The sequence below is a fragment of the Catalinimonas alkaloidigena genome (assembly GCF_900100765.1).
Taxonomy (GTDB): domain Bacteria; phylum Bacteroidota; class Bacteroidia; order Cytophagales; family Flexibacteraceae; genus Mooreia; species Mooreia alkaloidigena.
On the sequence record NZ_FNFO01000002.1, the window covers coordinates 89,652 to 102,806 of the forward strand.

Annotated in this window: 15 protein-coding genes; 8 read left to right on the plus strand and 7 right to left on the minus strand. The window is 60.9% G+C overall.

The annotated features are described in order from the left end of the window. Window positions 1–432 carry a hypothetical protein gene (locus BLR44_RS03790; protein ID WP_089679370.1) on the plus strand — a complete coding sequence of 144 codons (432 nt, stop codon included), beginning with the start codon at window positions 1–3 and terminating at the stop codon, window positions 430–432. A gap of 24 nt (window positions 433–456) precedes the next feature. On the opposite strand, the gene BLR44_RS03795 is transcribed toward BLR44_RS03790, so the two are convergent. Beyond that, window positions 457–1,269: a helix-turn-helix transcriptional regulator gene (locus tag BLR44_RS03795; RefSeq protein ID WP_089679373.1), complete on the minus strand. Its 813-nt coding sequence runs from the start codon at window positions 1,267–1,269 to the stop codon at window positions 457–459. 141 nt (window positions 1,270–1,410) lie between these two features. On the opposite strand from BLR44_RS03795, the gene BLR44_RS03800 reads away from it, so the two are divergent. The 4 genes from BLR44_RS03800 to BLR44_RS03815 are packed head-to-tail and all read left to right on the plus strand — an operon-like array spanning window position 1,411 to window position 5,899. Continuing rightward, window positions 1,411–2,358, plus strand: coding sequence for a carbohydrate kinase family protein (locus BLR44_RS03800; RefSeq protein ID WP_089679376.1), 948 nt, complete (start codon window positions 1,411–1,413; stop codon window positions 2,356–2,358). An 8-nt stretch (window positions 2,359–2,366) separates the two neighbouring features. Continuing rightward, on the plus strand, window positions 2,367–4,055 hold the full coding sequence (locus tag BLR44_RS03805) for a GMC oxidoreductase (RefSeq protein ID WP_089679379.1): 1,689 nt from the start codon (window positions 2,367–2,369) through the stop codon (window positions 4,053–4,055). Window positions 4,056–4,076: 21 nt separating this feature from the next. Further along, window positions 4,077–5,162 carry a Gfo/Idh/MocA family protein gene (locus BLR44_RS03810; RefSeq protein ID WP_089679382.1) on the plus strand — a complete coding sequence of 362 codons (1,086 nt, stop codon included), beginning with the start codon at window positions 4,077–4,079 and terminating at the stop codon, window positions 5,160–5,162. 35 nt (window positions 5,163–5,197) lie between these two features. Continuing rightward, window positions 5,198–5,899, plus strand: coding sequence for a galactosamine-6-phosphate isomerase (locus BLR44_RS03815; RefSeq protein ID WP_089679385.1), 702 nt, complete (start codon window positions 5,198–5,200; stop codon window positions 5,897–5,899). A 9-nt stretch (window positions 5,900–5,908) separates the two neighbouring features. Here BLR44_RS03815 and BLR44_RS03820 read toward each other — a convergent pair whose 3' ends face one another. From BLR44_RS03820 to BLR44_RS03830, 3 genes are all read right to left on the minus strand, one after another. Continuing rightward, on the minus strand, window positions 5,909–7,084 hold the full coding sequence (locus BLR44_RS03820) for a DUF2911 domain-containing protein (protein WP_089679388.1): 1,176 nt from the start codon (window positions 7,082–7,084) through the stop codon (window positions 5,909–5,911). An 87-nt stretch (window positions 7,085–7,171) separates the two neighbouring features. Further along, the gene (locus BLR44_RS03825; protein ID WP_143017095.1) at window positions 7,172–8,119 is read right to left on the minus strand and encodes an alpha/beta hydrolase family protein; all 948 of its coding nucleotides are present in this window, start codon (window positions 8,117–8,119) and stop codon (window positions 7,172–7,174) included. Between the two features lie 126 nt (window positions 8,120–8,245). Beyond that, the gene (locus tag BLR44_RS03830) at window positions 8,246–9,118 is read right to left on the minus strand and encodes an SDR family oxidoreductase (RefSeq protein WP_089679394.1); all 873 of its coding nucleotides are present in this window, start codon (window positions 9,116–9,118) and stop codon (window positions 8,246–8,248) included. A 173-nt stretch (window positions 9,119–9,291) separates the two neighbouring features. On the opposite strand from BLR44_RS03830, the gene BLR44_RS03835 reads away from it, so the two are divergent. Beyond that, on the plus strand, window positions 9,292–9,660 hold the full coding sequence (locus BLR44_RS03835) for a winged helix-turn-helix transcriptional regulator (protein WP_089679398.1): 369 nt from the start codon (window positions 9,292–9,294) through the stop codon (window positions 9,658–9,660). Here BLR44_RS03835 and BLR44_RS03840 read toward each other — a convergent pair. After that, entirely contained in the window at window positions 9,626–10,132 is a 507-nt protein-coding gene (locus tag BLR44_RS03840; RefSeq protein WP_218127004.1) for a putative molybdenum carrier protein, read from the minus strand. The genes BLR44_RS03835 and BLR44_RS03840 overlap by 35 nt on opposite strands. Window positions 10,133–10,137: 5 nt before the next feature. Then, window positions 10,138–11,007, minus strand: a complete 870-nt coding sequence (gene nfo, locus BLR44_RS03845) for a deoxyribonuclease IV (RefSeq protein WP_218127005.1) — start codon at window positions 11,005–11,007, stop codon at window positions 10,138–10,140. Between the two features lie 151 nt (window positions 11,008–11,158). Between nfo and BLR44_RS03850 the strand changes: the two genes are divergently transcribed. Together BLR44_RS03850 and BLR44_RS03855 are read left to right on the plus strand one after the other, a co-directional pair. Beyond that, on the plus strand, window positions 11,159–12,214 hold the full coding sequence (locus BLR44_RS03850; RefSeq protein ID WP_089679403.1) for a GNAT family N-acetyltransferase: 1,056 nt from the start codon (window positions 11,159–11,161) through the stop codon (window positions 12,212–12,214). Between the two features lie 32 nt (window positions 12,215–12,246). Continuing rightward, window positions 12,247–12,699, plus strand: coding sequence for a GNAT family N-acetyltransferase (locus BLR44_RS03855; protein ID WP_089679406.1), 453 nt, complete (start codon window positions 12,247–12,249; stop codon window positions 12,697–12,699). 5 nt (window positions 12,700–12,704) lie between these two features. Here BLR44_RS03855 and BLR44_RS03860 read toward each other — a convergent pair whose 3' ends face one another. Further along, entirely contained in the window at window positions 12,705–13,118 is a 414-nt protein-coding gene (locus BLR44_RS03860) for an arsenate reductase ArsC (RefSeq protein ID WP_089679408.1), read from the minus strand. Window positions 13,119–13,155: the final 37 nt, after the last annotated feature.

A 13,155-nucleotide genomic window follows, 5' to 3' on the forward strand; every position in this document is an offset into this window, starting at 1 on the left:
ATGAAAACGTACCCTTTTCGCCCCAAAGCCCTGCTGCTGGTGGGCCTTCTTTTCTTCTTTTTCGGATGCGAATCCCCGTGCACCCAGCGGAGCGACACCTACTACACCACGGTGGTGGTGCTGGATTATACCACCCTGGAGGCCGTCGGCGATTTTGCCTTTACCCAGGTGATTCACCACTATTCGGGGGAGGATTGCCCGCCGATGAACGGCGAAGTCAGTCTGGTCGTCACCAACCCCAACAGCCGGCCGGTTTCCTATGCCTACGCCGGCACCTATACGCTCGACGACATGACGTGGGAGTTTCAGGGATCGGTCTTTAGCCTCCAGCCCGGTGCCTCGACCGTGGCCAAGGCCATCCGCAAAACCACCGCTAAAATCGATGCGGGCAAAATCGACATCACGATTCCTACCGTCATCAAGTACGAGTAAGGCTTCAGCGCGGAAGCGGGACAATCAGCGGTCGTGCTGCACTTTCCGCACGTATTTGTGCAGGTGACTGGCGTCGGCAAACCCCCAGGCTTCGGCCACGGCTTCCAGCGTATCGCCCCGGTCTTTGAGTTGCGCCAGCGCGCCCCGCAGGCGGTACTGCAGCGCGAAGTCGGAAAACGACGTCCCCATCAGGTCCTGAAACCGCGTGCGAAACCCCGACTGCGACAGATGACAGCAGCGCGCCGCTTCGGCGGTGGTGATCAGGCGGCGTTCCTCAAAAACCAGCCGCAGGGCGGGTTGGATACTTTCTTCTAACGCGAAGTTGCGGACGTGTTGCGCCGGAGGCTGCCAGTGTTCGAGCAGAAGCAGCATGAGCTGAAAAAACAGGAGCTTGGCCCAGTCGGCATCGACCTGGCGTTCGAAAAGCGCCTTCGCGTGTTGGGCCAGCGCCACCACTTCGGGGCGTCGCTCGGGCGGAATTTGCGGACGTGCGGCGGCTTCCAGCTGAAAGGGCGTCAGCACATCCCGGTTCAACAACTGACTACCGGCCACGTAGCGCGGGTCGATCACAAACACGACCAGTTCGCAGGGCAGCTCCAGCAACTCAAAGCCGTGAGGTTCCCACATCCCACACAACCAGACCTCGCCGGGCTGCAAGAGCCGCTCGTGCGCGAGGTACTGGCGTTTCATCCGGCCGCTGATCAATACCCCCACCTCGAACTCGTAGTGCATGTCGAACCACCGGTCCTGTAAATCCTGATGGCGATTGACCAGAACGTGGATCGGTTTTGCCTCGCTCAGGTCGAAATAGAACCGGCTGACTTCCTGCTGCCTCATACGATTTTACCAAACTTGTGAAGGATTGTACAGGGTCTTCTGTCCCTGGAAACGAGATATTTGGGTTAAAAGTAACAAAAAGCGGAGGCACCCGGGGGCATAGCGTGTACGCACGAAACGAGCGGCCCGGCACACGACACGATGGAACAGCAAACGTACGACGTAGCGGTGGTCGCGGACCTGTGTCTCGACCTGTTGATGACGGGCAACGTAGCGCCGATTTACGGACAGGTAGAACAGTTTGTTGACGACTACGCCGTAGAACTCGGCGGCTCGGCGGCCATTTTTGCGTCGCAGTTCGCCAAACTGGGCGGCACGGTCGGGCTGCTGGCGGCCGTCGGACGCGATCCGTTCGGCGACTGGCTGCACCACCGACTGGAAGCGCTGTCGCTCTCGACCGAGTACGTGTTTCGGACGAAGTTGAAAACTTCCGTGGGGCTGGGGCTGGCGAACGGAAACGACCGGGCCATGCTGACCTACGCGGGAAGCATGCAGGCCCTGACGCCGGCGGTGGTGACCGGATCGGCGCTGTTGTCGCACACCCGGCACGTACACATCGCCAGCTATTTTCTGCTGACCGCGCTGCAACCCTACTGGCACGAGGTGCTGCCGACCCTACGGCCGCAGGGCATCTCTGTCTCGCTGGATACCAACTGGGCCCCGGACGAGGACTGGTCGTCGGTGGTGCCGCTGTTGCCGTACGTAGACCTGTTTATGCCCAACGAGGCGGAAGCACTGTGCATTTCGGGACAGGCAAACGTAGAGGACGCCGCCCGGTGGCTGGCGCAGTTCGGAGGGCTGGTGGTGATAAAACGCGGGGCCGATGGGGCCTTGATCTGCCAGCACGATGCGCTGAGGCACTTCGCCGTTCCCCGCGACTTACGCGAGGCGATGCGTCTGGTCGATACCACCGGCGCTGGCGATAACTTCGATGCCGGGATGCTGTTCGGCTGGCTGCGAAGCGAACCGCTCGACGCCTGCGTGGCGCTGGCGATGCGGTGCGGCACCACGAGCCTCTCGGCCCTCGGCGGAATTGCCGGGCAGGTCAACTTACGGGAAAAGCGCCTCCGCGAAGCACGCATGAAGTAAAACAACCTATGGAAACGGAATTTGATGCCATCGTCATCGGGTCGGGCATCTCGGGTGGATGGGCGGCCAAAGAATTGTGTGAACAGGGCCTGAAAACGCTGCTCCTGGAGCGGGGCCGTAACGTCGAGCACCTGAAAGATTACCCCACGGCCAACTGGGCCCCCTGGCAGATGCCCCACCGCGGGCGGATGACGCGCGCCTTTCTGGACGAAAATCCGCTGATTTCCAAAGCGGCCGGATTCGGGGAAGATACGGCGCACTTTTTCGTTCGCGATGCCGATCATCCCTACGTCCAGCAACGGCCGTTCGACTGGATTCGCGGCTATCAGGTCGGGGGCAAGTCTCTGACCTGGGGGCGGGCCTGCCAGCGGTGGAGCGACTACGAATTCAAAGCGCCTGCGCGCGACCAGTACGGCATTGCGTGGCCCATCGGTTACGACGACGTGGCCCCCTGGTACACGCACGTCGAAAAATTTATCGGGGTGTGTGGCAACCACGACGGTCTCGACGCCATGCCCGACGGCGACTTTCTGCCGCCCTTCGACCTCAACTGTGTGGAACAACACATGCAGGCATCGCTCCGTGCGCAGTATCCCGATCGGCACCTTGTGCAGGGACGGTGGGCCCACCTGAGCGAACCGAAAGACATTCACCTGCAACAGGGACGCGGGCAGTGCCAGTGCCGGAACCTCTGCATGCGAGGCTGTCCCTACGGAGGCTATTTCAGTTCGGTCTCTTCTACGATTCCCTGGGCCGCCAACACCGGCAACCTGACCCTCCGGCCGTTTTCTGTGGTGCACTCCATCGTGTACGACGAAGCGACCGGCAAGGCCGCGGGCGTGAAGGTGATCGACGCCCAGACGAAAGAAGAACTGATGTTTCGGGCGCGTGTGATTTTTGTCAACGCCTCGGCGCTGAACACCAACCTCATTCTGCTCAACTCCCGGTCGGCGCGCTTTCCCCACGGGCTGGGCAACGACCACGATCTGCTGGGGCGTTACGTCGGGTTTCACCTGTACCGGGGCTACGCGCAAGGGCGCATCGAAGGCTTCGAAGACAAATACGTTTACGGGCGGAACCCCACCGAGTGCATCATCGCCAACTACCGGAATCTGTACCGGAACGACCAGGCTTTCAAGGGCGGCTACACCACCTTCACCGGGGCCTATCGCGTGCGGAAAGACCACGCGCCGGGCGAAGTGCAACTTGGCGGGGAGTACAAAGACCGGCTCAGCGAGGCGGGCGACTGGTACGTCTACATGTACATGCAGGGGGAAACCATGCCCAAAGCCTCGAACCGTGTGTACCTGAGCGAAGACGAAACCGACCCGTGGGGTATTCCGAAGCTGGTGACCGACGTAGGATACGACGAAAACGACGAGAAGATGATCGCCGACTTTTTGCAGGAGAGCCGCCAGATGCTGACGGCCATGGGGTGTCAGGACATCTCTACGCACGACAACCACCAGGCCCCCGGCCTCGACATCCACGAAATGGGCGGGGCGCGGATGGGCCACGATCCCAAAACCTCGCTGCTGAATGCACACAACCAACTGCACGCCTGCCCGAACGTTTTCGTGACGGATGGGGCCTGCATGACCAGCACGGGCAACCAGAGTCCGTCGATTCTGTACATGGCGCTGACCGCGCGGGCGGCTACCTACGCGGCGGCGCAGGTCAAACAAGGAACTTTATAACCCACTTACCACCACACCCTTATGGATAAAAAAGTAGGAGTAGGCCTGATCGGCTCCCAGTTCATCACCACCATCCATGCCGAAGCGCTGAAGTCTGTCGCCGATGCCGAAGTCCGGGCCGTGATGTCGCCCACCGCCGGCCACGCGCAGGCGTTTGCTGAGAAGTTCGGCATTCCGCGGCACTTCACCGACCTGGACCAGATGCTGGCGCAGGACGACATCGACATGGTGGTAATCGGCGCTCCCAACTACCTGCACTGCGACATCACCCTGAAGGCCGCCGCAGCCGGAAAACACATCGTGGTCGAGAAGCCGTTCTGCATGAACCTGGCCGAAGCCGACCGGATGATTGCCGCCTGTCGTGACGCGAAGGTGAAGCTGATGTACGCCGAAGAGCTTTGTTTCACCCCGAAGTACGTACGCCTCAAAGCGCTGTTGGACGAAGGCGCTCTGGGCAGACCGGTGTTTTTCAAGCAGTCGGAGAAACACGACGGACCGCACGCCGACCACTTCTGGGATGTGGAGCGGTCGGGCGGGGGCGTCACGATGGACATGGGCTGCCACGCCATTCAGTTCTTCCGGTGGCTGAACGGGGACCATGCCATTACGTCGGTCTACGCGCAGATGAACACCAGCGTCCACGCGGACAAAACCGAGGGCGACGACAACGCCCTCCTGATCCTGGAATTTGAAAACGGCGTTGTGGCCCTGGCCGAAGAGAGCTGGACCAAACTGGGCGGCATGGACGACCGGGCCGAAATTCACGGGTCGGAAGGGGTGGCGTACGCCGATGTGTTGCAAGGCAACTCCATCCAGACCTACAGCACCAAAGGCGTGGGGTACGCGGTGGAAAAAGCCGGCAATACGGTCGGCTGGAGTTTCACGATGTACGAGGAGATCTGGAACTACGGCTTTCCGCAGGAATTCGCCCATTTTGTCGATTGTGTGAAACACGACAAGCAACCCCTGGTGACCGGAGAAGACGGCCGGGCGGTGCTCGAAGTAATTTTTGCGGCCTACGCCTCGGCCGGTACGGGCCAGAAAGTGGCGCTGCCGTTCCGGACCGATGCCGACAAACCCTACAAACTCTGGAAAAAAAGAGAATGAAGCGTACGAACGCTTCCTGATAGACCCGTCATACCATGAACATCACGTACTGGGAGGATTACGCTCAGATGAGCGTACGCGCTGCGGCTCTGGTGCTCGCAGAGATTACTCAAAAGCCTAACCTGCTGCTGTGCGCGGCTACGGGCCACTCGCCGGCGGGCCTCTACGAGGAGCTGGTCGAACACGCCGCCTCGAACCCCGCGCTGTTTGGGCAACTGCGGGTCGTGAAACTCGACGAGTGGGGTGGAGTGTCGCCTCAGTCGCCCATCTCGTGCGAGCACTACCTGCAAACCCGGTTGGTGCAGCCGCTGCGCATTGCGCCCGAGCGCTACCTGTCGTTCCGGTCCGAGGCGGCCGACCCTGCCGAAGAGTGTCAGCGCGTTCAGGAGGCGCTCGATCAGGTCGGCCCGCTCGACGTCTGCATTCTGGGCATCGGCCAGAACGGACACCTCGCGTTGAACGAACCGCATCCCACCCTGGAGCCGCTGTGTCACGTCGCGCAGCTGTCGGACACTACCTTGCATCACCCCATGTTTCAGGGCGAAGCGGCTCCGTCGTTCGGGCTTACGCTGGGCATGCAGGCGTTGTTGCAGGCCAGGAAAGTCATTTTGCTGGTGGCGGGCGCACACAAAGAACAGGCGCGGGAAGCACTCCTGTCGGGGAAAATTACCACGGCATTACCCGCCTCGTTCCTGTGGCTGCACCGCGATGTGGAATGCCTCGTGGTGAAAGCGTAACGTGTTGGGTTAGTTAGCTGCCGTTACGGTAAAGGGCACGGTAAACTGGGCGCGGTCCCATTGGAGGTGCAACGCACCGCCGTCGGGCGTTTCCTGCACCTGAATGGTGAACAGTTCGACCGGAGCGGCCAGCTTCCCGATGCGCATGGGCACCCGTCCCAGGTCGTGTGTCGGGTCGTAGGCATTGCCGTTCTGCCCCGTTTGTCGGCTGATGATCAGCGTGCCGCCGCTGGGGGCGGGGATTGTAAAGAGGGTGTACTCGCCGGGTGGCACATCCAGGTCGCCGAAGCGCAGCGTGCGGTCGGTTGCCAAGTGCGTGGCGCGGTTGGCACCGGTCCGCCACACTTCGTTCCAGGGCACCAGCGTCCCGAAAATCTCGCGCCCCCGCTTGGCCGGTTGTCCGTAATCGAGTTTCAGGTGAGCGCCCTGTACCGTGGCTTCGGCCGTACCCCGACCCGAAAGCGGCCCAAACGGATGTCCGGCGTTTTCCTGCGCGGCGAAGTGTTGCGCAAACCGATCTACATCCACGTTGTAAAGACGCTTGACGGTAAGCTTGCGGGTGGTTGCCCCCGCATCCAGTTGAATCAATTGTCCATCGTCGTCCACCTTCACTTCCATCGTGCCCCGATAGGGATGCGTCACGGTCATTTCGCCGGAACCGGTCTTGCGCACCACGAACGATAAAAGTCCGCGCTCGGTAAAAAGCGTCTGGACGAGGCTGTCTTGTCGCGTAGCGTCGGCGCGCCGGAGCATCAGTTCAAAAGGCCAGTGGACCATTTCTACAAACGGCAGCATGGGCTCCTGCCGCGCGATGCGTCGCTGTTCGGTCCGGCCGCCTTCGGTAAGGGTGACCTGCACGCTGTCGCCGGTAGGGGTGGGTTCGTATACTTCCCGCCGGAGGGTTTCACCGGCCGGCGTTTCGGTCGTGGCTTCGTAGCGGTAAAGCCCGCCGGTCTGGTTGAATTGCAGAAAATAATGGCTGAGCTGGGTTTGGGGGGAGCGGATCACGGCATCGGCCCGGAGCGCCGCCGGGGTGTATTCGAACTGCTCCAGCGCGAGCGTATCGGTGCCGAGCAGGGTAATCATGGCACCGCGTTCCACTTTGGCTATGTTGGTCGGTTGGGTAGCGCAGGCGGCGAGCACAAACAGCAGCAAGGCTAAAAAAACGGGGGTACGAGATTGCATAGGAGGTCAGCGTGGGTGGCGGTCAAATTAAAAATTTGTGTCCACTTCTGCATGCCCTTCTGCAAAATCGCCGCACAGGTCCTTTTCTCAGGGCGAGAGCAGCGTCTGCACGACCTCGGTGGGGAAGGGCGCCAGGTTCAAGTGCGGTTGCAACCACAGATGGCGGTCGCGGCGGGCCGCTTCCAGGTCCATGTCGTGCGGGGCGTTGTACCACAGCTGGGTTTTGGGCTGGCTGGCGATTTCGTAGAACGCATTGGCGACGTCGTGGGAAATGTAAATGTCGTGCTGTGCGAACTGGAACAGAAGCGCGGCCGGCGCGGCCTGGGCGACAAACTGCTCGGGATCGACGGACGCGAGCGCCTGCCGGTAGTGGGCCTCGCCCGCCGTGGCGGTATGGGGCCAGTATTTTAACGACCAGTCGCTGAACGTCCCCATGCCGGTAATCAGCACGTAGGCGCGGATGCGCTCTTCCAGGCCGGAAAGAATGGCGCCGTACATAGCCCCGTAATCGTGCCCTACATACGCCACCCGCTGCGGGTCTACTTCAGGTTGGGCCAGCAGCAGGTCGAGCGAACGCCGCGCATCGATGGTCTGGTCAACCACGTGCTGGCGGTCGGTGGGGCCGTCGGTGGGTTGTTCGCGCCACGGGAAATACCCTTGGAGCAGCAGGGACGTAACGCCCTGTTGGGCCAGTGCTGTCGCCTCGTCCAGAAATTGCGTGCGGTCGCCGTGCGGCTCGCCCAGCCAGTGAAAAAACAGAACGCCGGCCGTGGGGGCCGTGGTGTGTAGGGGTTGAATCAGATACGCCTTCAACAGACCGTGGTCCGGCTGATACGACGGGTAGCTGATGTCCTGAATCAGAATGCCGGCCTGTTGCCAGGAAGAATCGACCGTAAAGTTCACGTCCGTTTGTTCGTAAGCGAAGGCCTCGGCCAGCGGGGGCGGCGTGTGTGCCTCCTGAGACGCAGGAACGCAGGCCGTATCGAGCAGAAGCAACAAAAAAAGTAGGGTAGAAAGCGTAGAAGCGTAAGCCATAATGAACAAGATACGCAACGCTCCTCCGGCGCTCTTGTAGAAACCCGACAAGTGTTCGCCGCCCATAAAAAAATCCCTTCCCCGTCGGCGGACGGAGAAGGGAAGGAAAGAAGTGGCCCGCAGGCTTTACGCGTGCTGGTAAACCGTCTTCAGAAAGTCGCGCGCCGAGGTTGGGGCATGGCCCAACAGGGTTTCCAGATCGGACGTGGGTAGGTCGAATTCGCCCTGTTGGATGGCCTGACAAAAGCCCACCGTAAAGCCGATCGCTTGCTCGGGTACGCCTGCCTCGCTGAGCGTCTTCTGAAACACTTCGACCGACGGGGCGTGGTACGCGATGGGCTGGCCGGTCAGGTCACTCAGGAGAGTCGCGATGTCCTGAAACGAATACGAGGTGACGTTGGCGATTTCGTACGACCGATTGGTGTGCCCCTCGGAGGTGAGCACGCGGGCGGCGGCTTCGGCCATGTCGCGACGCGAAGCATAGGCGGCTTTCCCTTCGCCGGCCGGTAGGTAGATCGTGCCGGTTTCCAGGACGTTGTCGCCAATGAACATCGGCAACACGTCCATGTACAGACTGTTGCGAAGGAAGGTATAGGTCATGCCCGAGGCCTTCAGGTGCTCTTCCGTAGCCAAGTGCTGCTGCGCGACCGAACCGAGAGGCGAATTGGGGTCGTCGCTTTTGCGCTGGAAGCTCGTGTAAATCACGTGTTTCACGCCCGCTGCCTGCGCTGCTTTCACCACGTTCGCATGCTGCGCATCGCGGTTGACCAGATCGCTGCTGGAAACAAACAACAGTTTCTCAACGCCCTGGAAAGCCCGCACGAGCGAGTCGTAGTCGTTGTAGTCGCCCTGCCGTACGTCGATGCCTTTGGCGCGTAGCGGCGCGGCTTTCTCCGGATGGCGGGCCAGCGCGGCCAGCTGAGCAGCGTCGGTGGTTTGCAGAAGAAAATCGATGGCGTCCGTGCCGAAATGGCCGGTAGCTCCTGTGATCAGTATCATAATAAAATGCGATTTGTTGTGAAAAGGGCTCGCACAACCAGGTTGCGAACCTAAGGGTACTTGGTTACTTTTGGTAACTCAAAGGTAGACGCGAAAAAAGGGCCTCGCAAGAAGGCACCTGCCGGTAAGCCGGTTACGTCCAGGAAACAAATGCTGATAATCAGGAGCTTAGCATGGAAGCAAAAGTAGAAAAATACCAGAACAACGGTAATTGCCCAGTGCGGCAGGTGTTGGATCGGCTCGGTGACAAGTGGTCGATGCTCGTGTTGCTGATTCTGAGCGAACAGGGCACGCTGCGCTTCAAAGCCATTCAGCGGTCCATCGGCGACATCTCACAGAAAATGCTGACCGTGACGCTACGCACGCTGGAAGCCGATGGGCTGGTGTCGCGCCGGCAATACGCCGAAATTCCGCCCCGGGTCGAGTACGAACTCACGGACCTGGGGCAGAGCCTGTTGCCGCACATCAACCGCCTGGCAGCGTGGGCCGTGCAGCACATGGAAGAAATTACACAACACCGGGCGGCGTACCCGGGCAGATAGCGGGGTGCGCGGTGGGTTGATGCTGCAAAAACGCGGAAATTACCTCGTAGGCGTACGGATAGGCGCGGGCGTCGGTGCTGGCGCGCGGTCCGGCGACGTTGAACGTCTGCACCGCGTGTTCCCGGCAAAATTCTGCCAACAGCACGGCTGCCCGTTCCGGCGGAATTTCTTTTCCGTCGATCAGTTTGTAGGGCTTCCGCTCCTGAATGCAGAAGAAAACGGTGAGTTGTGTGCCGCCGCTCAGTTCGCCAAAGTACAAGATGGCGGTGGCGTCGCTGGTGCGGACGTTCTTTTTGGTGCGCGAGGCGTAGCCGCCGTCGGCCATTTCCTGCAACGGATACCGCTCCGGAATGGGGCCGTCTTCGGCGGCGCGGCCGCTGGGGCACCATCCCCCGCAGGGTACGCCCCCGGCCAGGGCGGCATCTAACGCGGCCCGGTCTACGCCGGTCTGTCCGCCTGAAACGATACGCATGATCATCAGGATTGTTCGACCATTTCGCCCGCCCACACCCGTAACTGACGAACTTCTTCGTCCCAGTGCTCCTGGTTCGGGGTTTCCAGAATGCACACCACGTCCGCAAAGCGCTCGTCTTCCATCAGCAGACGAAAGGCCTCTGGCCCCAGCTCGCCTTGTCCCAGCTTTTCGTGGCGGTCCACACGGCTGTTCAGGGCCTTTTTCGAATCGTTGACGTGGAGTCCTTTCACGTACGGCATCCCCACAATCGTTTCCAATTGCCGCATCGTGTCGGCGTAGGTCTCCGGCGTGCGCAGGTCGTAGCCGCCCGCAAAGGCGTGGCAGGTGTCGATGCAAACGCCCACACGGCTTTTGTCTTCTACCTGGTCGATAATTTCGGCGAGGTGCTCGAAGCAGTAGCCCACGTTGCTGCCCTGCCCGGCGGTGTTCTCGATCACGGCCGTGACGCCCTCGGTCTGGTCCAGGGTCCGGTTGATCGATTCGGCAATCACCGACAGGCACTGCGCCTCGGAAATCTGTTTAAGGTGGCAACCCGGATGGAAGTTCAGCATTTTCAGCCCCAACTGTTCGCACCGCTGCATTTCGTCCAGAAACGCGGCCCGCGATTTTTCCAGGCCGTCGCGCGTGGGGTGCCCCAGGTTGATCAGATAGCTGTCGTGTGGCAGGATGGACGCGAGGTCAAAACCGTATTCGGCACAGGCCGCCTGAAAGCGGTCGATCTGGTCGGGTGTCAGCGGCTTTCCCTGCCACTGGCGTTGGTTTTTGGTAAACAGGGCGAAGGCCGTAGCGCCGATCTGGTGCGCATTCAGCGGGGCATTCTCGATGCCGCCGACGGTGCTGACATGGGCGCCGATGAGTCGTGAAGAAGACAACGGATGCAGGAGGTTACGTGAACAAACCCCAAAGATACGCAGGAGTTGGTAAGCTGCATACCGAACTTCGACCAAAGGAAGTCCTTCCCGAAGCAGTTGCACAATCCATCCGATGTGCAGACCTTGCCCCGCGCCAAGCTGCCCGTTTGTTATGACCGACGACACGACCATTTACCAGGAAAAATCCGTGCGCATCACGGTGAATCGACAAGCCTCTGCGGCGTGGACGCACCTGGTCGAGCAGATCGTGTACGGCACGTCCGGCCCGCGCTACCAGCACCTGAACAACCAGTCGAAGCTCGACAAACTTGCCGGATCGTACTTCTTTACGCTCTATTATCGGGACGAAGCGGTGGGGACCTACTGCGTGGCGCCGCAGCGGACGGGCACGCCCGTGGGCGAGGTGCAAAGCTTTTATGGACGACTGCTGTCCATCCGGCCGCCGTACGGTGACCGGGGCTGGGGAGGGCTGATGAAGCAGGAAGCCGTACGGTTCCTGACCGCACAAACGGCCGAGTCGCACCTGTTCTACTCGCACGTGGAGTACGCCAACCGCCGGTCCGTGCGCCTTTCCCGAAAACTGCATTTCCAGAGCCTGGCTCTGCTGGAGGCCCTGTTGTTCAGCCGCGTATCGCCCCGCAAAAACCGTCGCTTCGGGCGGCTGACCGATGCCGAGCGGCCCACGATGTTCGCGCGGTTACAGGAACAGTATCGACCCTACACGCTGGTACACCTGGACCACTTCTACGACGAACAGAATTACTTCGTGTTGCGGGAACACGGACAGGTGGTGGCCGGATTGCAGGTGTTTCCCGTGGCGTGGCACATCGCCGAACTGCCCGGCATGGGCGGGGCCGTCCTGAAGCACATCCTCCCGCGCCTGCCGGTGGTGCACCGGCTGTTTGATCCGCGGCAACACCAGTTTGTGGTGGTCGAGGCGGCCTACGTACAACCCGGCCGGGAACCGGAACTGCTCACACTTCTGGAGAGCATCCTGGCGCAATTCGAGGTGACCAGCGCCCTGTGGGTACTGGATCTGGACGATCCGCTGCACCGGGCTCTGCACCGCAAAGGCAATTGGGGGCCGATGCGGGCGCTGACCGACCGTATTTTCTCGTACGTGATGTTCGAAGGGCACGGCGTCGGGGTGCAGGACATCAAACCGGGTCACGTTCCGGTCTACGTTTCGGCGTTCGATTTCAGTTGAAAATCAGCCACGGCGCGGTAGCTTTGTCGCCTATGTACCGACTCGAACGTACCCCCGCCGACCATCCGACGGCCGTCTCCCTGATCGGGGCGCTGGACCGGGAACTCTGGCAACGCTATCCCGAAGACCAGGCTGCCTACGAAGTCTTCAATAAGTTGGATCATGCCACGCGCCTCGTGGTGGCGTATTATGACGACCAGCCGGTCGGGTGCGGCGCTTTTCGTCCGCTAGCCGAGGCTGGTATGGTAGAATTGAAGCGAATGTTTGTACACGCCGAAAGCCGGGGCCGGGGCGTCGGTCGGGCCATTGTGCAGGCCCTGGAACAGTGGGCCGCGGAGGAAGGGTATCGGACGATGCGCCTGGAGACCGGACCGCGCCAGCCCGAAGCCATTGCGCTCTACGAAAAGCTAGGGTACCGACGCATCCCCAACTATGGACCTTACGCCCACCTGGACATGAGCCTCTGCATGGAAAAGGCGTTGTGATGGTCTCACAACCGCTCTTCTGCAAACGTTTTTGCGTAAGTGCGGATCTGGTTGCGCACGTCTACGAACACCGCGTGGACCTCTTCTTCGGAGCCTTGTGCCTTGGCCGGATCAGGAAAATTGTGGTGGAACTGCCGGGCACGTGTAGGAAAAACGGGACAGCGTTCTTTCGCATGGTCGCAGACCGTAATCACAACATCAAAAGCTACGTCGGCGTACTCATCCACGTGGTTGGAGGTGTGTCCGGAAATATCGATGCCGTCTTCGGCCATCACCTGGATTGCCTTGGGGTTCACGCCGTGCGTCTCGACGCCCGCACTGTACACGGCCGCCCGGTCGCCCGCAAAGTGGCGCAGGTAGCCTTCCATCAACTGACTGCGGCAGGAATTGCCGGTGCAGAGCACTAAGATTTTTTTCATAACGTCAGGGAAGGCCTCCGACCCTTGGACCGGCCGG